Genomic DNA, 20,766 nt, shown 5'->3' with positions numbered 1-20,766 from the left:
CGGGGCCCAATTGGAAAGGTCGCAGTAACGGAGTCCTGCCCTTCGTTAGGGACGTCCCCCAATTGGGCCCCGGCCTTCGCCGGGGTGGTGTTTGTGTGGTGCCGCTCTACTCCGCCGCGACCAGTTCTGCGCTGTCGTCCAGTGGGTGCGACAGGCGCGTCAGCATTTCCTTCGGCACGATTTGCCAGAAATGCGGCGCGACGCGGTCCCAGTCCTCAAGCAAGCCCTTCGACCATTTGCTGTCGGTGGTGTCGGCATGGTCGCGGACCAGGTCGAGCAGGACGTCGGCCCAGTGGAGTGACTTCACGCGGTCCCAGGTGATGTTCTCGGGGTTGGCGCGCTTTTCGAACGTGCCGTCGGGATCGTAGACGAACGCCATCCCCCCGGTCATGCCCGCACCGAAGTTCGCGCCGACCTTGCCCAGCACCACCGCGATGCCGTTGGTCATGTATTCGCAGCCGTTCGCGCCGCAGCCCTCGACGACCACGCTCGCGCCCGAATTGCGCACCGCGAACCGCTCGCCCGCCTGCCCCGCCGCGAACAGCCGTCCGCTGGTCGCGCCGTACAGCACGGTGTTGCCGATGATCGTGTTGTCCTGCGACGCCAGCGGCGAACTCACCGCCGGGCGGACGATGATCGTGCCGCCCGAGAGCCCCTTGCCGACATAGTCGTTCGAATCGCCGAACACTTCGAGCGTGATGCCCTTGCACAGGAACGCGCCGAGGGACTGGCCCGCAGACCCACGCAGCCGGATCGTGACGTGATCGTCCGCCAGTGTCGACATGCCGAACTTCCGCGTGATCTCTGACGACAGCCGCGTCCCCACCGCCCGGTGCGTATTGCGCACCGAATAGGTCAGCTGCATCTTCTCCCCGCGCGAGAACACCGCCGCCGCGTCCTTGATGATCTGCGCGTCGAGGCTGTCGGGGACTTCGTTGCGGAAGGTCGAGAGCGAGAACCGGCGCTGCGAATCGTCGGCATCGACCTTCGCCAGGATCGGATTCAGATCGAGATCGTCGAGATGCTCCGCCCCGCGGCTGACCTGCCGCAACAGCTCGGTCCGGCCGATCACGTCGTCGAGGCTCTTCACGCCCAGCCGCGCGAGGATGTCGCGGACTTCCTCGGCGATGAATGTCATCAGGTTGATCACCTTCTCGGGCGTCCCCACGAACTTCTGCCGCAGCGCGTCGTTCTGCGTGCAGATGCCCACCGGGCAGGTATTCGAATGGCATTGCCGCACCATGATGCAGCCCATCGCCACGAGGCTCAGCGTGCCGATGCCGTATTCCTCCGCGCCGAGGATCGCGGCGATGACGATGTCGCGGCCGGTCTTGAGCCCGCCATCGGTGCGCAGCCGCACGCGACCGCGCAGCCCGTTGAGCGTCAGCACCTGGTTGACCTCCGACAAGCCCATTTCCCAAGGTGTGCCGGCGTACTTGATCGACGTCTGCGGCGACGCGCCGGTCCCCCCGACATGCCCCGCGATCAGGATAACGTCGGCATGCGCCTTCGCCACGCCCGCCGCGACCGTGCCGATCCCCGCCGACGACACGAGCTTCACGCAAACCCGCGCCCGCGGATTGATCTGCTTCAGATCATAGATCAGCTGCGCCAGATCCTCGATCGAGTAGATGTCGTGGTGCGGCGGCGGCGAGATCAGCGTCACGCCGGGCGTCGCATGGCGCAGCTTGGCGATGAACTCGGTCACCTTGAAGCCGGGTAGCTGGCCGCCCTCACCGGGCTTGGCGCCTTGCGCGACCTTGACCTCGATCTCCTCGCACGCGTTCAGATATTCAGCCGTGACGCCGAACCGCCCGCTCGCGATCTGCTTGATCGTCGAGTTCGCATTGTCGCCGCTCGCATACGGCACGAAGCGCGACTTGTCCTCGCCGCCCTCGCCTGACACGGCCTTCGCGCCGATCCGGTTCATCGCGATCGCCAGCGTCTCGTGCGCCTCCGGGGAGAGCGCGCCGAGCGACATGCCCGGCGTCACGAAGCGCTTGCGGATCTCGGTGATCGCCTCGACCTGGTCGACCGGCACGCCCTCCGCGGGGAAGTTGAACTGGAGCAGGTCGCGTAGATACACCGGCGGCAGATCGGACACCCCGCGCGAGAATTGCAGGTAGCTCGTATAGCTGTCGGTCGCGACCGCGGTCTGGAGCAGGTGCATCAGCTGCGCGGAATAGGCGTGCGTCTCGCCGGTGTGGCGCTGGCGATAGAAGCCGCCGATCGGCAGCGTCGCGACCGCCGGATCGAACGCCGCTTCGTGACGATCGGTCGCGTTGACGTGGAGCGACGCATAGCCCTCGCCGCTGATCTTCGCGGGCATGCCGGGGAACAGGTCGTTGACCAGGCTGCGCGAGAGGCCAACCGCCTCAAAATTATAGCCGCCACGGTACGACGAGATGACCGCGATGCCCATCTTCGACATGATCTTGAGCAGCCCCTCCTCGACCGCGACGCGGTGGCGGCGGAGGCATTCGGCGAGATCGAGATCGCCGAACAGCCCGCGCGACTGACGATCGACGATCGCGGCCTCGGCGAGATAGGCGTTCACGGTGGTCGCGCCGACGCCGATCAGCACCGCGTAATAATGCGTGTCCAGGCACTCGGCCGAGCGCACGTTGATCGACGCGTAGGAGCGCAGGCCGCGACGGACGAGGTGGGTGTGCACGGCGGCGACCGCGAGCACGCCGGCGATGCCGACACGGTCCTCGCTGATCGCCTCGTCGGTGAGGAAGATCTCGCTCTTGCCCTGGCGGACGGCCTGCTCCGCCTCGTTACGGATCCGCTGGATCGCCGCGCGCAGCTTTTCGGGGCCACCGCCGACGTCGAACGTGCAGTCGATCTCTGCGACCGCATTACCGAAATGCGCCTTCAACCGCGACCAATGCTCGCCCGTCAGCACCGGCGAATCGAGCACCAGCACGCGTTCGCGCTGGTCGCGGACATCGAGGATGTTGGCGAGATTGCCGAACCGCGTCTTCAGCGACATCACGTGCCGCTCGCGCAACGGGTCGATCGGCGGATTGGTCACCTGCGAGAAGTTCTGGCGGAAGAACTGGCTGATGAGGCGCGGCTTGTCCGAAATCACCGCGAGCGGCGTGTCGTCGCCCATCGATCCGATCGCTTCCTTCGCGGACTCGACCATCGGCGACAGGATCAACTCCATGTCCTCCATCGTCTGGCCTGCTGCGACCTGGCGACGTGCGAGCTCGGCGCGGTCGTAGCGGACGATCGCGTCCTCGACCGAGGGCAGGTCGGCGAGCGTGTGGAATTCGCCGATCATCGCGGCGTAATCCGCCTCGCCGGAGATGCGATCCTTCACTTCGCGATCCTGAAGCAGGCGACCTTCGTCGAGGTCGACCGCGATCATCTCGCCCGGCCCGAGGCGGCCCTTGGCGACGATAGTCGATTCGGGAACGACGACCATCCCGCTCTCCGACCCGACGATCAGCAGGCCGTCCGAGGTCAGCGTATAGCGGAGCGGCCGCAGCGCGTTGCGGTCCATGCCCGCGACCGCCCAGCGGCCATCGGTCATCGCGAGCGCGGCGGGGCCGTCCCACGGCTCCATGACGGACGCGAGATACTGGTACATCGCGGTATGCTCGGGCGGCATGTCCGGGCTGGCGGCTTCGGGGACCAGCATCAGCTTGGCGGTCGGCGCGTCGCGGCCCGAGCGGCAGATCGCCTCGAACACCGCATCCAATGCCGCGGTGTCGGACGCACCGGCGGGGATCACCGGCTTGATGTCCTCCGAATTGTCGCCGAACGCGAGGCTCGCCATGCGGATCTCGTGGCTGAGCATCCAGTTCTTGTTGCCGCGGATCGTGTTGATCTCGCCGTTATGCGCGAGGCAGCGGAACGGTTGCGCCAGCCACCATTGCGGGAAGGTGTTGGTCGAATAGCGCTGATGGAAGATCGCGACGCGGCTCTCGAAGCGCTGGTCGCACAGATCGGGGTAGAATACCGACAGCGATTCCGCGAGGAACAGCCCCTTGTAGATGATCGACCGGCACGACAGCGAACAGATGTAGAAGCCCTGGATCTGCGCCGCGATCACGCGCTTCTCGATCCGCCGGCGGACGAGATACAACGTCTTCTCGAACTCGGCGGCGTCCTGCTCTTCGGGCAAGGGCCCGGCGATCATGATCTGCTCGATCTCGGGGCGCGTGGCCTGCGCCTTCTGGCCGATCACCGACACGTCGACCGGCACCTGGCGCCAGCCATAGATGGTGTAACCTGCCTCGATGATCGCGCTCTCGACGATCGTCCGGCAATCCTCCTGCGCGCCGAGGTCGGTACGCGGGAGGAAGATCATGCCGACCGCGAGCCGGTTCGGGCGCACCTTGTGCCCCGACGCGGCGACCGCATCGTCGAAGAACCGCAGCGGCAGGTCGATATGGAGGCCTGCGCCATCACCCGTCTTGCCGTCCGCATCGACCGCACCGCGGTGCCACACGGCCTTCAACGCATCGACCGCCGACTGCACGACGCGGCGCGACGCGCGCCCATCGGTGGCGGCGACGAGGCCCACGCCGCACGCATCGCCCTCGAACTCGGGACGGTACATGCCTTCAGCAGCGAGGCGGGCGCGTTGATCGATCATCGGAAAACCCTGTTCGTTGCTCATGCCGCGACCTTCGCGTTCGCCGCCTTGGTCTTCAGCCATTTGTGCATCGTCGCGGCGACATCGCGGCCGTCGCGGATCGCCCAGACGACGAGGCTCGCCCCGCGGACGATGTCGCCCGCCGCGAACACGCCGTCGAGGCTCGTCATCAGCGTCTTGCCGTCGACCAGCACGGTGCCCCAGCGGCTCACGCCCAGTTCCGGTGTCGCGAACAAGGTCGGCAGATCCTCGGCATCGAAGCCGAGCGCCTTGATCACGAGATCGGCGTTCACCGAATAATCGCCGGCGGGATCAGGTTCGGGTGCGCGGCGGCCGCTTGCATCGGGGGCGCCGAGCCGCATCTTCCGGACCTTGACGCTCGATACCGTGTCGCCACCGTCGAAGCTCTGCGGCCCGGAGAGCCAGACGAACTCGACGCCCTCCTCTTCGGCATTGGCGACCTCGCGCTGCGAGCCAGGCATGTTGGCGCGGTCGCGGCGGTAGAGGCACTTCACCGACTTCGCGCCCTGGCGGATCGCTGTACGAACGCAGTCCATCGCGGTGTCGCCGCCACCGATCACGACGACGTCCTTGCCCTCGGCGTTGAGACTCCCGTCGTCGAATGCGGGGACGGCGTCGCCGAAGCCCTTGCGGTTCGAGGCGACGAGGAAGTCGAGTGCCGCGACCACGCCGTTAGACCCGCCGCCGGGCAGGTCCATCGCGCGCGACTTGTAAACGCCGGTCGCGATCAGCACTGCATCGTGGCGCTGGCGCAGATCGTCGAGGCTCGCATCGTGGCCGACCGCGAAGCCTTCGTGGAAGACGATGCCAGCGGTCTTGAGCCGCTCGACGCGCCGCATGACGATCGGCTTTTCGAGCTTAAATCCGGGGATGCCGTAGGTGAGCAACCCGCCCGCGCGGTCGTAGCGATCATAGACGTGCACGTCATAGCCATGCCCGCGCAGATATTCCGCCGCGGTCAGGCCTGCCGGGCCCGCGCCGATCACGCCGACCGACTGGCCGCGCGATCTACCCGGCACCAGCGGCTCGACCCAGCCATTCTCCCAGGCGGTGTCGGTGATGAACTTCTCGACCGATCCGATCGTGACCGCGCCGTGGCCCGTGAATTCGATGACGCAATTGCCTTCGCACAGCCGGTCCTGCGGACAGATGCGCCCGCAGATCTCGGGCATCGTCGAGGTCGCGTTGCTCAGCTCATATGCCTCGCGCAGCCGGCCTTCCGCGGTGAGGCGGAGCCAGTCGGGGATATGGTTGTGCAGTGGGCAATGGACCGAGCAATAGGGCACGCCACACTGCGAACAGCGCCCCGCCTGCTCCTCGGCGGGCTCAACCGCGTATCGCTGCGCGATCTCGCGGAAATCCTCCTGCCGCTCATCCGCGGTACGCTTCGCCGGATAGGATTGCTCCCGCCCAACAAACTTTAGCATCGAATCGTTCGCCATACATGCCTCCGACAGCCGCGTTATTGCGCTGCGGGAAGCTTGTCACGGCTAAAACAGCATTTAGGTTAGCTTTACTGACCTATAAAAACGGAATGGCAACTCGATTTTTCAAGAACCGATCGCAATTACGGTTATTTGTTCCGAATCGGACTTACTTGCTCAGGAGCCAGACCAGTGCGGCCGAACCGGCAGCCACGCGGTACCAGGCGAACGGGACGAAGCCATGCTTGGTGACGATCCCAACGAACCACTTCACCACCAGCAACGCGACGATGAACGACACCGCGGCACCGATCGCGATCGCGCCCAGCCCGACACCGCCGCCGCTCGCAATCGCATCGCGGTTCTTCAACAGTTCGAGCGCGCTCGCACCCAGCATCGTCGGGATCGCGAGGAAGAAGCTGAACTCCGCCGCGGTGCGCCGCTCGACGCCCAGCGCCAACGCGCCAAGGATGGTCGCGCCCGACCGGCTGACGCCCGGGATCATCGCAAGACACTGGAGAAAGCCGATCCCGATCACGGTCTTCAGCGGAATGTCCGCGACGCCGCTGATGTCGCTGCGCGGCGCGAACCGCTCGACCGCGAGGATCGCGAAGCCGCCGACGATCAGCGCAATCGCGACGACCTCGGCATTGCCGAGCAACGCCTCGATATACTTATGCAACGCCAACCCGATCACCGCGGCCGGAATGAACGCGACGACCAGGTTGCGCAGGAACAGCCACGACTTGGGCTCGCGCTTGATCAGCCCCATACCGACCGCCCAGAACGTCCGCCAATACAAAACGACGATCGCGAGAATCGCGCCGAGCTGAATGACGACGTTGAACACCTCCCAGCGCCCTGCGTCATAGCCGAGCAGCCGGGTGGCGAGGATGAGATGCCCGGTCGACGAGACGGGCAGGAATTCGGTGATCCCCTCGACGATGCCGAGGAGGATGACGGTAAGAAGTTCGGTCAAGCAGGCGCTCCGGCGTCGCAGGTTTCAGAAAGAGGCGCGGGTTTCAGAAAAGGCGCGGGTGTTGGAAGCAGCGTAGCACGAGAAGGCTCAGCTTGTGTGGACTTCCGCCCGCGTTTCGGCGCGCCGACCGAACCGTCCAGCCTTGCGAAAGCGCACCAGCCAGCCGGGCGCGACCGTCGACAACGGCGTCGCCTCGATTCCGAACGCCGCTAGGCCGTCGGTGCCGGTGACGACATTGTCGCTCTGCAACATCGTCCACTGATCCTTGGTGATCGGCATACCCGGCAGGAAACCGGCCTTGGCGATCATCGCGCCGGCAAAGTCCGGCAGCTCGACGATCGAAGGATTACGGCCGATCGTCTTGGCGATCCAGCGGATCAGATTGCCCATCGTGATGATGTCGGGCCCGCCGAGTTCCAGCGCCTGCCCGCCGAACGTCTCGGGCGCCGACGCCGCCGCGACGATCGCATCGGCGACATTGCCGACGAACACCGGCTGGAACTTCGCCCCGGCGCGCAGCACCGGCACCACCGGCGCCTTGGCGATCATGCCGGCAAAGCGATTCACGAACTGGTCTTCCTGGCCGAACACGATCGATGGCCGCAGGATCGTTGCGGTCGGGAACGCCGCAAGCACGGCCGCCTCGCCCTGCCCCTTCGACTTGCCGTAGGCCGAGGCGGACTCCGGATCCGCTCCGATCGCCGAAACATGCACCAGCGCGCCGACACCGGCCTCGGCCGCAGCCTTTGCGACCGTCTGCGCGCCGAGCGCCTGGATCCGCTGGAAATCGCCCGCGAGCACGCCGACCAGATTCACCACTACATCCGAGCCGTGGACCGCATGCGCGATCGTCTCGGGCTTGGTGACGTCGGCGCCGACGAACTGTGTCTGGCCGAGCCCGCCGAGCGGTTTCAGGAAGAAGGCCTGCCGCGGATCGCGCTGCGCGATGCGGACGCGGGCGCCCGTCGCCAGCAGCGCCTGTGCGACATAGCGGCCGACGAAACCGCCGCCCCCGATCAGCGTCACCAGTTTGTCGTTCATCGCCGTCCGTCCACTTTGTTTTGCCTGCCCATTCGCGAATAACCCCTTGCCCCAGCAAGAGGCGTGTTGACAAGCATCGCGACCCTCCACTAGAGGCGCCCTCCTACCCCGTGCCCGGATGGCGGAATTGGTAGACGCACCAGCTTCAGGTGCTGGCGATCGCAAGGTCGTGGAGGTTCGAGTCCTCTTCCGGGCACCAGGGTCCCCCCGTTGTTGGGGGGCCCATGCGATCCCTCATAGATCGACCAAGGCGCGGCTTTTTCCTGCGGCGAAACGGCTATGGAAAAAGCACGGCACGTCAGCGCCTCAATTCATATTTCCAATCTCAAGCCCTTCGTCCTGGCTTTCTGAGTTGGATCCACGGCCCTCTGCGTCGACGCCCATCTACGTTCCACGCTGGCGCGCGCCATTGACGACTTTACCGAACTCGACAGCATGTTCGCAATGCAGACAGTAAATTCTGCTCTTTTGGAAAATGTATCAATAGATAGCGCTACCTCACGCTATTGAGTCCAGCTGCTCTAGCAAACCTTGGCGACCGCAAATTTCCTAATATGAGAAATTTCCGGCAGCCGCTTGTTCAACGATTTCATCCTGCCGAAGTATTGCAGCTTGCAATGTTGGATTTCTTTGCTCAGCTGATCTTGCTGCACGAGTAGGTGGGGGAAGCAGCATGGATCAGACAACGAACGGCGAACACAAGTCGGGGTTCTCGCACTGGTTGCGAACCGGTAGTCTGCCGACAGCGTTGAGCCCCGAGGGTGTCGAACTCAAATTCAATCCATGGCACGATCCTGAAGACGGTCGGTTCACATTCGCCGGCGCAGGAAGACATTATGGCTCGAGCGGCGCCGATCCGACAGGCGAACCGAGCATGGGTGATCGCGGCAAGTCGCGCGCCGCCAGACCCTCAAAGTCGGAAGCATTGCGGGTCGGCACGCGGATAGGCGATGGCCGGCGTAGAACGGAACCCAGGCCATCCGGGGGTCACCCCCAAAGCGACGCTGCATCGCGGCCCGGTAGACCGCCGAACCCGGTCGTCGAATTTGTCGGTGGCGTCGGTGAAGGGCTTTACGACGTCGGGAAGGAAACGGTGACGGGGGTTCACGGGGCACTGACGACAAATCCGGTGACGACCATTCGCAACGCTGGCGGCGGGATTGCAGGCATGATCGATACTGCTATCGCTGCCGAAGACACGCCTGCTCGTATCCAGGTTTCGCGAGCAGCGGAGGCAGTCGCCAACGCCTCGGCACGCGATATCGGTCATGCCACGGGGACGGCCGCCGGAAACGTTGCATTAGCGGTCGCGCCGGGGGCCGCGCTCTCCAAGGTCTCCGCATTGCGCAGTCTTCGCCTAGTGAGACCGCGCATAACCTACGCTCCGCCACAGATCGGCTGGGTGAAAGAGGTGGTCCGGTCCGAAAAACCTTGGAAAGCGTATAACGACGCTGCGACCGGCTCGCGAGCCGGTCAGGCACCTACATTGATGCGAACGATGGCTGATGGCTCGAAGAGGCCCGTAAAGTTCGACGGCATCCAGGGCGATTATGTGATCGACCGTAAATGGTCGGTCAGGGATATGCCTCGCGCTCGAGCTCAGATTTTGCGGCAATCCGAGGTGTTGGCGCAACATCGCCTGATCGGAATATGGGAAGTGCCCACTTCTGCCCAGAGAACCAAAGCTCTCAAGCTTCTCAAGAAGATGAACGTGACTAACATCAAAGTGAAGGTGGCGAAGCCATGATAGCCAAGCAGGTTGCGCGCATTATCGCGGAGTATGTCGTGTTTCTGGAGCTGACCGACGAGGAAGAGTTGAACCTTGATACTGCCGTCGAGGCGTCTGAGGTACTCGGGGCCCAGCTTGAGGTGCTAGACAAGGGCTTCCTCCGGGAATTGGTCGATGCCTTCGCTGTTATCGCTGCGGAATATAGTGGGAAAGCGCAAGAGGTGGTGCGCAATATCCCGTATGGTTTCTATCTCGAAGAAACGCTCGCTGCCGACGATCCGGTGAGACTGGCCGAGTTGGAAGCGTTGCGCGATGCGAGGGATTGAACGCGAGGGCACCGGGGCGAGATCTGAAGATCACGCGATCCCGGTCCCGCGAACTCTCGATGAGTGGCGTTCGATACGAATTGTCCAACAATCTGGGTGCCCGATTTTGTCCGCCGTGGGACACCAAGCTTCCCCGTCCTCTAGGACGCGGGCAAGCGACTGCGGCAGGATCGCTCGATCTTTCGCCGATAGGCGCGGAAACCTTCGGCCGGACTTGCGGGGCGCCGGTAGTTGCGACCTGCATTACGCTTAGTTCACGACCCCACGCGCGACACGCCGTTCCGCCAACCAAGTGATTGCGTCGGCGCCTATAATCCCGTCATGAATCGAAGCGACGCGACCGAAACTTGACGCTATCGGTTGGCGGACAGCGGATGCCAGCCCGGCATCGAAGGCATGGGGATCGATCGTGGGCGACATTCCAGCGTTTCTGGACTCCGGTGGAGACCTTGGACGCGCGATCGCCGCGCGCGACTGGTCGAATTCGCCGCTCGGTACGCTGGAAACATGGCCGCCGCATCTTCGTACGGCGACCGCGATCATGCTGCGATCGCCCTTGCCGATGGCCCTGCTGTGGGGCGCCGACGGCATATTGCTATATAACGACTTGTATGCCGAGATTGCCGGCCAGAGCCATCCTGCGATCCTCGGTCGTCGCGTACGCGATGCCTGGCCCGAGGCGGCCGCGTTCAACGAAGCCGTCGTCCGCACCGTCCTGGCCGGCAGGACGCTGACCTATTCCCGCCAGGAAATGACGCTGTACCGCAACGGCTCGCCCGAACAGCTCTTTTTCGATCTCAATTATTCGCCGGTCCCGAGGCCCGACGGCACGCCCGACGGTGTGGTCGCGGTGGTCGTCGACGTGACCAAGACGGTCGGCATGGAACAGGAACTGCTCGCCGAGACGCACACGCTCGAAACGTTGAACCAGACCGGTGCCGCGCTGACCGCCGAACTGGAGCTAGAACCGCTCGTGCAGATGGTGACCGATGCGGCAGTAAAGCTCACCGGCGCGCAGTTCGGCGCGTATTTCCACAACCTGATGGACGAGACCGGCGAGCGGCTTCACCTCTTCACGCTGGCGGGGGCGCGACGGGAGGATTTCGAGGCGCTCGGCCGGCCGCGCGCGACCGCCGTCTTCGGCCCGACATTTCGCAACGAGGGGGTCATTCGGTCGGACGATATCCTCGCCGACCCCCGCTATGGGCGCAACGCACCCTATTCGGGCATGCCGCCAGGCCATTTGCCGGTCCGCAGCTACCTCGCCGTGCCGGTTGTGTCGCGATCGGGAGAGGTGCTCGGCGGGCTGTTGTTCGGTCATTCCGAAACGCATCGGTTCGGCGAACGCCACGAGCGGCTGATCACCGGCATCGCCGCACAGGCGGCGATCGCGATCGACAATGCGCGGCTGTTCTCCGCCGTCCAGGAGATCAACACGACGCTGGAACGGCGGGTCACGGAACGTACGGAAGACCTGACCCGCGCGCACGATGCACTTCGCCAGGCGCAGAAAATGGAGACCCTCGGGCAACTGACCGGCGGCATCGCGCATGATTTCAACAATCTGTTGACCGTGATCCGCGGGTCGACCGACCTGCTCAAGAAGCCGGGGCTGAGCGAGAGCCGCCGCGATCGATATATCGACGCGATCTCGCAGACCGCCGACCGGGCGACCCGGCTTACCAGCCAGCTTCTCGCCTTCGCCAGGAGATCGTCGCTGACCCCACGCGTGTTCGACGTGGGCAGTACGATCCGAAGCCTCAACGAGATGATGGAAATGCTGTCCGGCGCATTGATCGAGGTGGATCTTCGCCTGCCCGACACCGTGTGCCTGGCGAATACCGATGTCAGCCAGTTCGAGACCGCGATCGTGAACATGGCGGTCAACGCTCGCGATGCGATGGGCCAGCAAGGGCGGCTGACGATCACGGTCGAGCCGCGGAGCGTCATCCCGCCGGTCCGGGGCCACGAGGCGCGCCACGGCGACTTCATCGGCATCTCGATCGCCGATACCGGCGCGGGCATCCCGACCGAGCATATCGAGCATATCTTCGAACCCTTCTTCACCTCCAAGGACGTTGGCCATGGCACCGGTCTCGGCCTGTCGCAGGTCTTTGGGTTCGTGAAGCAGTCGGGCGGCGAGGTGACCGTCACCAGCGAGCCCGGCCACGGCGCGACCTTCACGCTCTTCCTTCCCCGCGAGCGGACCGAGCGGATCGCCGAAAGCGTCGAGACCCCGAGCGGCGAAAGCGACGGCACGAGCATCAGGATCCTGGTGGTCGAGGACAATCCGGAAGTCGGTGCGTTCGCGACCGGCGCGCTCCACGATCTCGGCCACGACGTCGTGCTCGCGCGCAATGCGGCTGAGGCACTGGCCCAACTGGACCGCGAACACGACACCTTCGATTTCGTGTTTTCGGACGTGATGATGCCCGGCATGAACGGTATCGAGCTCGCCCGCGAGATACGCCGCCGCCGGCCTTCGCTACCGGTGGTCCTGACCAGCGGCTACAGCGAGATCCTGTCGCGGGAGGGGGCGGGCGAGTTCACGCTCCTGCGCAAACCCTATTCCATCGACAGCCTGAGCGCAGCGTTTCCGGCCCCGCGAAACGACACCGAAAAGGCGCAGGCGTGATCGGCATCGCACGACACTGCAGAGGAAGGATCGCTGGGGCCGCTCGACCAAATATCTGAAGGATCCGGTCGAACGATTCTCGGCGAAGTGGTTCACGCGTGACACGGGCGGAACTCGATCCCGATCACGCGCTGCCGGACCGCGACCGGAGCAACAATGTCGCGCAGGCGGAGGCTCCGTCCGCCTTACTGTGAGGGGCTCGACAGTCCTGAGCCCGGATCGATCACGAGCAGCAACCGCGTAATGCCCGTGGCGGCGATCGGGGGCGAACGGTGGAGTATGACCGGCTCCTCCGCCCAGACCCGCCCCTTGAAGAGCCCGACATCGCCAATTCGCAGTTCGCCTTCGGGGACCTGCGGCTCGGCGTTCGCATGCACCCACTGCGTGCCGGGGCCGACCAGCGGCATGAGCAACCGCACCGTGACCTGATCGGCGTGAAACTTGCGACAGGCGTCGGTCTCGATCACGTCGAGGCGGATGCGCAGTGCGTCGCAAGCCATCAGAGCAGCGAAATCCGAAGCGAGCGGCACGATCGCCTCGGCCAGCGCGACGACATCGGGATAACCGGCCGACCTCAGCGCCTCGGGGATCGCCGGTGCCAGCGCCACGACCGGCACGTCCTGATCGACGTCCGCAATCGCGTCCCAGTCGAGCCCCTTGAGCCCCTCGAGCCCCTCGAGCCCCCGTGCTGCCCGACGCTGCCAGACCGCAAGATGCACATCGGGATCCAGGATACGCTGTAGCACCACCTGATCGTCGCCCATCACGACCGCGCCGTCCCGCGACATATTCTCGTGCAGCGCCCGTGCCGCGCTCACTCCGCCGCCTCCAGCACCTGCTCGCCCCAATCCGGGAACGGATCCCGCAAGCCCATCCACAGCTCTGGCGTGTAGACGCAGACCGGCATGAGGCAGGCATCGAGCCGCTTGCGGATCGCCGCTTCGTCCATGCCGATCCCGATGAACACGAGTTCCTGCCGTCGATCGCCCCAGATCTGGTCCCAATGCCCCGCTACGAACCGTTCGAACCGCTCGTCGACCGGCCATTGCGACTTTGGCACGGTCGCCCACCAGCGGCCCATTCGCGACGTCATGGTCTCGCTTCCGGCGACGGCCAGTTCGCCGACCCAGTCGGGCCGCGTCGCGAGCCAGAAATGGCCTTTCGCCCGAACGACGTGATCGAGCCCGCCATCGACGAGGAAGTCGTGGAGGCGGACCGGATGGAACGGCGCGCGTGCGCGGTAGACGAAGCTCTCGATCCCGTATTCCTCGGTCTCGGGCTGGTGATGCGCGTAACCGTAAAGCTCCTTGGCCCAGAGCGGGTTGCGCGCCGCCTTCTCCTCGTCGAACAGCCCGGTATCGAGGATCGCGGCGAGTGATATACGGCCGTGGTCGCAGGTGACGATCCGCGCGTCGGCGTTGAGCGAAGCGACCAGCTTCTTGACCACCGCCAGTTGCTCGGCGGACACCGCGCTCGCCTTGTTGACGAGCACGACATCGGCGAACTCGATCTGCTCGACCAGCAGGCCGACCAGGCTGCGCGTATCCTCGTCCCCGAGCGATTGCCCGCGATCGGCGAGGAAATCCCGGCTCGAATAGTCCTTCAACAGATTGAGCGCATCGACCACCGTGACCATCGTATCCAGCCGGGCGACATCGCCCAGCGACACGCCATCCTCATCGCGGAACGAGAAGGTCGTCGCGACCGGCAGGGGCTCGGAGATGCCAGTGCTCTCGATCACCAACTGGTCGAACCGCCCCGCCTCCGCCAGCGCGCGGACCTCGGCGAGCAGGTCGTCCCGCAACGTGCAGCAGATGCAGCCGTTCGACATCTCCACCAGCGTCTCTTCGCTGCGCGCGAACGCGGCATCGCCTCCGCGGACGAGATCGGCGTCGATGTTCACTTCGGACATGTCGTTGACGATCACCGCCACGCGCCGCCCTTCGCGGTTGGCGAGGATATGGTTGAGCACTGTCGTCTTGCCGGCTCCGAGAAATCCCGACAGCACGGTTACGGGTAGCCGATGATCGCTCGTCTTGGCGTCGGCACCATCATCGGGAGAAGCGATCGTTTTCATCGTGCCCAAATTTCCACCTTGCGAATCATGATATGATGTATCATCGCCATATGGCTGTCATCGATCGCGGTTAAGGTCAAGCCGCGCGGCAGAAGGAGATATCGTGATGCGACACCCCGACGAACCGGCGATCCCGGTCCTGCGCCCCGCCCCTGGCCGAGACATGCTCGACGGCTTGGCTGTATGCGCGTCGATCGTCTGCATGGTGCATTGCCTGGCGCTTCCGTTGCTGCTCGCGGCGTTGCCGGCGATCGCCATATGGTTCGATCCGGGCGAGACGTTCCACGTCACCGTCCTCGCCTTCGCGGTCCCGACCAGCGCGCTGGCGTTGATCGGCGGATGGCGCCTGCATCACGCCATCCCCCCGATGATATTCGGGGCTGGCGGACTCGTACTGATGACGCTCGGGATCGTCTTCGGCGGACGCGCGGCGATCGAGACCATGCTATCCGTCAGCGGCAGCCTGATGCTCGCGTTCGCGCACGTCGCCAACTGGCGCAGACGCTTCACGCATGCGGCGGCAATTGCGTGATGCGACGCCCGAACCTCTCGAACACGGCCCTTGCAGCTGCACTAATGTTGCTCGGCGGTGCGGCCATCGCGCGGGTCGAAAGGACAGAGGCACGATCGGGGTATCTCACCCCCGGCGCGTTCGACGTGCTCGCAATCTTGCCGGCCGCACCCCGACCCGGCGATCCGCGCGCCATCGCCGACCGTGCGATATTCCGGGCGACGCGGGCGCTTGTCGGCACTGCGCGTTGGGCGATGGCGACCAACGACGTGAAGCTCGCGCCCGCCGACATGATGCGCGATTTCAGCTGCGCGACGGGAATCATGCTCACTCCGCAGATCGCGCCGCGCACCGCCACGCTGATCGCTCGCGCGTCGTTCGACACCGCACGCGGCACGGGGATCGCCAAGAATTTCTACAAGCGCCAGCGCCCGTTCCTGATCGACCAAGGCACGATCTGCCAGCCCGCTGCAGACGTCGCGGACAGCTATGACTATCCCTCGGGGCACACCACCGCAGGCTGGACCTGGGCCACATTGCTCGCCGAACTCGCCCCGGATCGCGCCACCCCGATCCTGGCCCGCGGCCGTGCGTTCGGCGAAAGCCGCGTGGTCTGCGGCGTCCACAATGCGAGCGCTGTCGAGGGCGGGCGCCTGTCCGCATCGGCGACCCTGACGGCGGCGCGCGACGTTCCGGCGTTCAAGGCCGATCTCGCTGCGGCGCGCGGCGAAATGGATGCGCTCCGTCGCGATCCGAGGACGCCAAAACCGGCGCCCGCACAATGTTCGCGGGAAGCGGCGCTGATCGCTCAACGGATCGACTGAACAATATCCTGGCTCGATCCTCCGCCTGCCCCTCAGCCGTTCACCGGCGCAAGCCAGAAAAAATTTCGCGCGAAAATCTTGACGCTCGCGGGCCGAAAATTATTTTTGCTCTCGCCGGACGCGTTGATCGGTCCGGTGACTGAGGGCACCGGCTCTCCCGGTGCTCCTCGTGCTCAGATTGCTCATGAGGAGGATTTGGATATGAGGACGAACTTCGATTTTACGCCTTATCGTCGGTCCACCGTCGGCTTCGACCGATTGTTCGACCTGTTGGAGGCGACCGCGCGGACCGAGACGGTCGATGGCTATCCGCCGTTCGACATCGAACGCGAGAGCGAGGACAGCTATCAGATCACGCTCGCAGTCGCCGGGTTCCGCCCCGACGACATCGAGATCGTCGCGCAGAACAACCAACTGACGGTCAGCGGACGCAAACCGGATGACCGTGACGAAGGCCGCTTCGTCCACCGCGGGATCGCGACGCGCGCGTTCGAGCGGCGGTTCCAGCTGGCCGATTTCGTCCAGGTGCAGACCGCGAGCTTCGACAACGGGCTGCTGCGGATCGCCCTGAAGCGCGAGATACCCGAGGCGATGAAGCCACGCCGGATCGAGATCACGGGCACCGCGGCCAATGATCGCGCGCGCGATGCCGAGGTCCGGATCGAGGATCATCAGGCGGACCGCAACGCCGCCTGATAGGTCTTGAGTGATCGAAGTGGCGGTTGCCGGCGAAGATTCTGGCAACCGCCCCTTTTTTGTGTGCGCGATGCGGGCCGGTAGGCGAGCGGTATCCAGGGTCAGCGCGGCGGTGGCGGCTTGACGTGGATATCTGCCGCGGACGGTACGATATGGTTCGGCCGCGACGATAGCCGCAACCAGCCGCCGCGCAGGACCACCAGTGCCGCGGCGGCCGCGACGACGACCAGCCCGAGTTCGATCTTTCGGAGCGTGTCGCGGTTGCGCTCCTCGGTATTCCACAGGCCTTCCCATTCCTCGTCCGAACGGGGCTCGTGATGGGCTTCGTCGAAGTCCGCATCGTAATCGCTGTGATCGATCATGCGCGGCCCCCTTCCATGCGGGCGCCCGCAGGGGTGCGATCGTCCGCGACGAGCAGCTCGACCGGGGTATCGCCGATCGGGCCGGGCGACTGATCCTCGTCGGTGTGCGCGAACAGCCAGCGGCCGAGCAACCCGGCAACGGCGGCACCGGTCAGCGGTGCGAGCCAGAACAGCCAGAGCTGCGACAGCGCCCAGCCGCCAACGAACAGGGCGGGGCCGGTGCTGCGCGCGGGATTGACCGACGTATTGTCGATCGGGATCGAGATCAGGTGGATGAGCGTCAGCGCGAGGCCGATCGAGAGCGGCGCGAACGCTGCGGGAGAGCGCTCGTCGGTGGCGCCGAGAATGACGGTCAGGAAGCCGGCGGTCAGGATCGCCTCCGCGAGAAACGCGGTTGCGGCGCTGTAACCGCCCGGCGAATGCGCGCCATAACCATTGGCCGCGAACCCGCTGGCGACCAGATCGAACCCGGCCGTGCCGGACGCGAGTGCCGCAAGCGCCGCGCTGGCGAGGATCCCGCCGACGAGCTGCGCGAGGACATAGCCAGGCAGATCGCGCGCGGGAAACCGCCCGGCGATCGTCAGGCCCAGGCTGACCGCAGGATTGAAATGCCCGCCGGAAATGAAGCCGACGGCAAAGGCCATCGTGAAGACGGTCAGGCCGAAGGCGAGCGAAACGCCGACCAGACCGATCGAACCGGGAACATCGGTGCCGGCTGCCAATACGGCGGCTCCGCAACCGCCAAGAACCAACCAGAAAGTCCCGATCGTCTCGGCTGCCAGACGGCGCGCGGTCGCGATCGGACGGGGGCGCCGCGCTGCTCCGGCAGCGGCGCGAAACTGTGACGCTTCGGTCATCCTCTAGTGCCTCGTACAGGACGCCTCGACGTGCGTCTCTGATCCTCGAAAATGGGGGCGGCGGAGGCTTAGGTCATCCGCCGCCCCTTTTGGGCTTAGCCCGTACGGCTTACTTGCCGCGGAGCGTGTTGATCAGCGCGATGCCGAGGACGCCGGCAACCGCTGCTGCGGTGAAGGGGCGCTCCTTCGAGAACTGGCGCACATAGTCGACGAGCGGACGGATGTTGTCCTCGACGACGTCCTTGGCCTGACCGACGGTCTTCTGGACGGTGCCGCCCAACTGATCCGCAACGCCTTCGCTCTTGAGCGACTTGTCGCCGGTCGCGGTGCCGAGAGCTTCCTTGGCCTTGCCGCCGAAATCGGTTGCTGCGCCTGCGAGGGTATCGGTGTTCATGGATAGTCTCCTTGGTTGATAATGGTTTGAAGAGAGGTAATCAGAAACGAGGCGTGTCGGTAACGTCGCGCGCGTCGTTACGATCCTCGAACGATCCGGATTGCGCACGGTTCATCGACTCTGCCGTCGTTTCTTCGCCGAGCGAACGCTTGGTGGCGACATTGTCGTCGGCCTTGGCTCCATCAAGCATACGCTTAACCGCACTCCCCGCCGCATCGCGACCGCCCAACCCGAACGCCAGCGCAAAGGCTACCGCGATCGCACCGAGCAGCAACCCGAACGCCAGGTTGATGATGTCGTCGGCCAGGCCCATGAAACGCAGGCCGATCGCCGTGCCGAGCACGATGATCGCGATCCGCACGACAGGCGCCGCGACCCGCGTGCCCTGGTCGCCGTTACGCTCGATGGCATGGGCCACGAAGCGCGCGATGACGACCGATGCGAAGATGATGATCGCTCCGAACACGACCTGTCCGAACAGCGTCAGCACCTCGGCCATGATTTGCGAGCCATAGGCGAAGTTCAGCTGGCGGAAGGCTTCCATCAGGCCGAAGATCAGGATCGCAACGAAGGCGCCGGTACCGACTGTCTTGGACGGCACGAACGAAGGTCCGGTTGCGCTAAGCTCGCGGTTCTCGACATTGCCGAAGATGCCGATCGAACCAACCGTCCGATCGAAACCCGTCGTTGCCAGGAACTGCGTCAGCAGACGCGACGCGAACTTGGCGATGACATAGGCCACGGCGAGGATCATGCCGGCGGCGATGACGTGCGGGATCGCATCGAGGATGATGCGCAGCATGGCGGTCGCCGGCTGCGAGATCGCCGCGATGTTCAGCGTGTCGAGCGCCGCGATCGACACCGGGATGATGATCAGAGCGAACACGATGCCACCGATAGTCCGGGGCAGCATGGTCGGATCGCTCGGCTTGGTTGCACCGACATGCGTCGAGAAACGCTCGACATGGCTGGCCGTGATGACCGCCTCGACGGCCTTCTTGGCGACCTTGGCGAGCACATAGCCGAGGAAGAAGATCAGCGCGGCGCCGATGATCCGCGGTACCGCCTGACCGAAGCCCTGCAGCATGTCGCCAAGCGGGCCGGTCGCGCCGGCGAGACCCAGCGGCTGCGTCGCGAGGAACAGCGCGATCAGCAGGACCACCCAATAGGCCGCATCGCCGACCTGCGCGCCGATCGTGGTCGGGTTCCGCGGGTTGGCGTTGGGCTCGTTGGCGTGGATCGCGAGCGGCGTCTTGTTGACGAGCTTGGCGACGCCCCACTTCACGGCGCGGGCGACCGCCCAGCCGATCACCAGGATGATCAGCGCGGCGATGATCCGCGGCGTCCAGATTTCCACATAGCTCCAGGCTTGCGCCCCGAAGTCGCGGGTGTTCGATACGACCGTATCGCCCGCATAGGTTACGTCTTGCATGATAGTGTCCCTAAAAGCCCTCTACGGGGCTTGGTCCCGGACGGTACGTGGCACCGTGCGTATGGACGCTGCGTCCGATTTTGTTGCTTCAGAGCGGCGACGCCGGATCGGCCAGGATGCCGCACGCAGCGGCGGCCTTGCCGACTTCTAGCGGTACCTTGGGATCCTTGACCTGCCCCGACACGCGGATGAAATCGCCCACGGTCAGGCGGCCCGGCGTCGTGTCGCCTTCGCGCGATGCCTTGGCGGCACGACCGAGCTGCTGGAGCTGCCCGAGCGACAGGTTCGCCTCGAGCCGATCGCCGACGCACTGCGACTGCGCCGGCTGGAAGCCATAGCCCTCAAGCGAGGTGGCGATCTTTGCCGACGGATTGACGCACGCGGATAGCGACACTGCGCCGATCCCGACCGTGAGAAGCCCTGCGATGCGTGCAAAACTGCGATGCTGAGTCATGATAAGCCCCTGTCTTCGGGCGCCATGCGGCCTCCGTCCGATCGGACAAAAAACCCATATTTCCCAAACGCATAACCCGCGTCGGACAGGATGTATCCCAGGTAGAGAATACGTAGATATAGGGTATTTTCATACCAGACGAACCATCGCCGAGCGGACAAGCAGCGCCAAGTTAGGAGTGGAAAGCTGGCGAACCCGGTACAGATCGCGCAGATTGCTGGAGCATTCGTAGAGCGCAAGGGGGGCCGAGCGAACTCGGAAGCCGTGCGCGATCGTCGGAAATTTGCTCCGTGGGTGCGAATTTGCCGCCATGGTTGGGCCGGTCGGATGCGCTTGAGCCGGAACGCGAAAAACCCCGGAGCTGGTGCTACGGGGTGTTTTGGTATGTGGGAATT

18 protein-coding genes and 1 tRNA gene are annotated in these 20,766 nt (G+C 64.9%); 7 read left to right on the top strand and 12 right to left on the bottom strand.

Annotation, left to right across the window (positions count from 1 at the left end; all coding sequences use genetic code 11):
- Window positions 1-106: 106 nt before the first annotated feature.
- The 4 genes from gltB to H8S47_RS14135 form a co-directional block, all read right to left on the bottom strand.
- Entirely contained in the window at window positions 107-4,609 is a 4,503-nt protein-coding gene (gltB, locus tag H8S47_RS14150; protein ID WP_187504497.1) for a glutamate synthase large subunit, read from the bottom strand.
- A gap of 20 nt (window positions 4,610-4,629) precedes the next feature.
- Complete coding sequence (locus H8S47_RS14145; protein ID WP_187504474.1) at window positions 4,630-6,072, bottom strand: NAD(P)-dependent oxidoreductase; 1,443 nt, start codon at window positions 6,070-6,072, stop codon at window positions 4,630-4,632.
- A 151-nt stretch (window positions 6,073-6,223) separates the two neighbouring features.
- On the bottom strand, window positions 6,224-7,033 hold the full coding sequence (locus H8S47_RS14140) for an undecaprenyl-diphosphate phosphatase (RefSeq protein WP_187504473.1): 810 nt from the start codon (window positions 7,031-7,033) through the stop codon (window positions 6,224-6,226).
- Between the two features lie 87 nt (window positions 7,034-7,120).
- A complete protein-coding gene (locus H8S47_RS14135; protein ID WP_187504472.1) occupies window positions 7,121-8,074 on the bottom strand; it encodes a complex I NDUFA9 subunit family protein in 954 nt (317 codons plus the stop codon).
- A 112-nt stretch (window positions 8,075-8,186) separates the two neighbouring features.
- Between H8S47_RS14135 and H8S47_RS14130 the strand changes: the two genes are divergently transcribed.
- The 4 genes from H8S47_RS14130 (at window position 8,187) to H8S47_RS14115 (ending at window position 12,764) form a co-directional block, all read left to right on the top strand.
- Window positions 8,187-8,273 (top strand) — tRNA-Leu (locus H8S47_RS14130).
- A 474-nt stretch (window positions 8,274-8,747) separates the two neighbouring features.
- A complete protein-coding gene (locus H8S47_RS14125) occupies window positions 8,748-9,821 on the top strand; it encodes a hypothetical protein (protein WP_187504471.1) in 1,074 nt (357 codons plus the stop codon).
- Window positions 9,818-10,129 (top strand): hypothetical protein, encoded by a 312-nt coding sequence (locus tag H8S47_RS14120; protein ID WP_187504470.1) that lies wholly within the window; start codon window positions 9,818-9,820, stop codon window positions 10,127-10,129. The genes H8S47_RS14125 and H8S47_RS14120 overlap by 4 nt, the downstream gene beginning before the upstream one ends.
- A gap of 409 nt (window positions 10,130-10,538) precedes the next feature.
- Window positions 10,539-12,764, top strand: a complete 2,226-nt coding sequence (locus H8S47_RS14115; protein WP_328805549.1) for a GAF domain-containing hybrid sensor histidine kinase/response regulator — start codon at window positions 10,539-10,541, stop codon at window positions 12,762-12,764.
- A gap of 185 nt (window positions 12,765-12,949) precedes the next feature.
- Here H8S47_RS14115 and H8S47_RS14110 read toward each other — a convergent pair whose 3' ends face one another.
- A complete protein-coding gene (locus H8S47_RS14110; RefSeq protein ID WP_187504469.1) occupies window positions 12,950-13,582 on the bottom strand; it encodes a DUF1826 domain-containing protein in 633 nt (210 codons plus the stop codon).
- Entirely contained in the window at window positions 13,579-14,841 is a 1,263-nt protein-coding gene (locus tag H8S47_RS14105; RefSeq protein ID WP_187504468.1) for a GTP-binding protein, read from the bottom strand. The genes H8S47_RS14110 and H8S47_RS14105 overlap by 4 nt, the downstream gene beginning before the upstream one ends.
- 106 nt (window positions 14,842-14,947) lie before the next feature.
- Here H8S47_RS14105 and H8S47_RS14100 point away from each other — a divergent pair, with 106 nt between their 5' ends.
- The 3 genes from H8S47_RS14100 to H8S47_RS14090 all read left to right on the top strand — a co-directional run bounded on the left by H8S47_RS14100 (window position 14,948) and on the right by H8S47_RS14090 (window position 16,872).
- Complete coding sequence (locus H8S47_RS14100) at window positions 14,948-15,373, top strand: MerC domain-containing protein (RefSeq protein WP_235982902.1); 426 nt, start codon at window positions 14,948-14,950, stop codon at window positions 15,371-15,373.
- Window positions 15,374-15,417: 44 nt separating this feature from the next.
- Window positions 15,418-16,176, top strand: a complete 759-nt coding sequence (locus tag H8S47_RS14095) for an acid phosphatase (RefSeq protein WP_187504467.1) — start codon at window positions 15,418-15,420, stop codon at window positions 16,174-16,176.
- A 201-nt stretch (window positions 16,177-16,377) separates the two neighbouring features.
- Window positions 16,378-16,872 (top strand): Hsp20 family protein, encoded by a 495-nt coding sequence (locus H8S47_RS14090; RefSeq protein ID WP_187504466.1) that lies wholly within the window; start codon window positions 16,378-16,380, stop codon window positions 16,870-16,872.
- Window positions 16,873-16,973: 101 nt separating this feature from the next.
- Here the strand turns inward: H8S47_RS14090 and H8S47_RS14085 are convergent, their stop codons facing one another.
- The 6 genes from H8S47_RS14085 to H8S47_RS18680 all read right to left on the bottom strand — a co-directional run.
- On the bottom strand, window positions 16,974-17,234 hold the full coding sequence (locus H8S47_RS14085) for a hypothetical protein (RefSeq protein ID WP_187504465.1): 261 nt from the start codon (window positions 17,232-17,234) through the stop codon (window positions 16,974-16,976).
- Window positions 17,231-18,091 (bottom strand): aquaporin Z, encoded by an 861-nt coding sequence (aqpZ, locus tag H8S47_RS14080; RefSeq protein WP_187504464.1) that lies wholly within the window; start codon window positions 18,089-18,091, stop codon window positions 17,231-17,233. Before aqpZ ends, H8S47_RS14085 begins: the two co-directional genes overlap by 4 nt.
- A gap of 109 nt (window positions 18,092-18,200) precedes the next feature.
- Window positions 18,201-18,485, bottom strand: coding sequence for a CsbD family protein (locus tag H8S47_RS14075; protein WP_187504463.1), 285 nt, complete (start codon window positions 18,483-18,485; stop codon window positions 18,201-18,203).
- A gap of 40 nt (window positions 18,486-18,525) precedes the next feature.
- On the bottom strand, window positions 18,526-19,917 hold the full coding sequence (locus H8S47_RS14070) for a mechanosensitive ion channel (protein WP_187504462.1): 1,392 nt from the start codon (window positions 19,915-19,917) through the stop codon (window positions 18,526-18,528).
- An 88-nt stretch (window positions 19,918-20,005) separates the two neighbouring features.
- Window positions 20,006-20,371 (bottom strand): hypothetical protein, encoded by a 366-nt coding sequence (locus H8S47_RS14065; protein WP_187504461.1) that lies wholly within the window; start codon window positions 20,369-20,371, stop codon window positions 20,006-20,008.
- Between the two features lie 129 nt (window positions 20,372-20,500).
- Window positions 20,501-20,766: hypothetical protein (locus H8S47_RS18680; RefSeq protein ID WP_214655099.1), on the bottom strand; the 266-nt coding region annotated here is incomplete at its 5' end.

The organism is Sphingomonas albertensis (assembly GCF_014358075.1).
In the GTDB taxonomy this organism is placed as follows: domain Bacteria; phylum Pseudomonadota; class Alphaproteobacteria; order Sphingomonadales; family Sphingomonadaceae; genus Sphingomonas; species Sphingomonas albertensis.
The sequence above is the reverse complement of the archived record's forward strand: the minus strand, read 5'-3'. Positions and strand labels throughout refer to the sequence as shown.

What these genes read in the sequence shown, in the direction of transcription:
- gltB (WP_187504497.1), bottom strand. Translation starts at nt 4,609, where the DNA reads ATGATCGATCAACGCGCCCGCCTCGCTGCTGAAGGCATGTACCGTCCC.
- H8S47_RS14145 (WP_187504474.1), bottom strand. Translation starts at nt 6,072, where the DNA reads ATGGCGAACGATTCGATGCTAAAGTTTGTTGGGCGGGAGCAATCCTAT.
- H8S47_RS14135 (WP_187504472.1), bottom strand. Translation starts at nt 8,074, where the DNA reads ATGAACGACAAACTGGTGACGCTGATCGGGGGCGGCGGTTTCGTCGGC.
- H8S47_RS14125 (WP_187504471.1), top strand. Translation starts at nt 8,748, where the DNA reads ATGGATCAGACAACGAACGGCGAACACAAGTCGGGGTTCTCGCACTGG.
- H8S47_RS14120 (WP_187504470.1), top strand. Translation starts at nt 9,818, where the DNA reads ATGATAGCCAAGCAGGTTGCGCGCATTATCGCGGAGTATGTCGTGTTT.
- H8S47_RS14105 (WP_187504468.1), bottom strand. Translation starts at nt 14,841, where the DNA reads ATGAAAACGATCGCTTCTCCCGATGATGGTGCCGACGCCAAGACGAGC.
- H8S47_RS14100 (WP_235982902.1), top strand. Translation starts at nt 14,948, where the DNA reads ATGCGACACCCCGACGAACCGGCGATCCCGGTCCTGCGCCCCGCCCCT.
- H8S47_RS14095 (WP_187504467.1), top strand. Translation starts at nt 15,418, where the DNA reads ATGTTGCTCGGCGGTGCGGCCATCGCGCGGGTCGAAAGGACAGAGGCA.
- H8S47_RS14090 (WP_187504466.1), top strand. Translation starts at nt 16,378, where the DNA reads ATGAGGACGAACTTCGATTTTACGCCTTATCGTCGGTCCACCGTCGGC.
- H8S47_RS14085 (WP_187504465.1), bottom strand. Translation starts at nt 17,234, where the DNA reads ATGATCGATCACAGCGATTACGATGCGGACTTCGACGAAGCCCATCAC.
- aqpZ (WP_187504464.1), bottom strand. Translation starts at nt 18,091, where the DNA reads ATGACCGAAGCGTCACAGTTTCGCGCCGCTGCCGGAGCAGCGCGGCGC.
- H8S47_RS14075 (WP_187504463.1), bottom strand. Translation starts at nt 18,485, where the DNA reads ATGAACACCGATACCCTCGCAGGCGCAGCAACCGATTTCGGCGGCAAG.
- H8S47_RS14070 (WP_187504462.1), bottom strand. Translation starts at nt 19,917, where the DNA reads ATGCAAGACGTAACCTATGCGGGCGATACGGTCGTATCGAACACCCGC.
- H8S47_RS14065 (WP_187504461.1), bottom strand. Translation starts at nt 20,371, where the DNA reads ATGACTCAGCATCGCAGTTTTGCACGCATCGCAGGGCTTCTCACGGTC.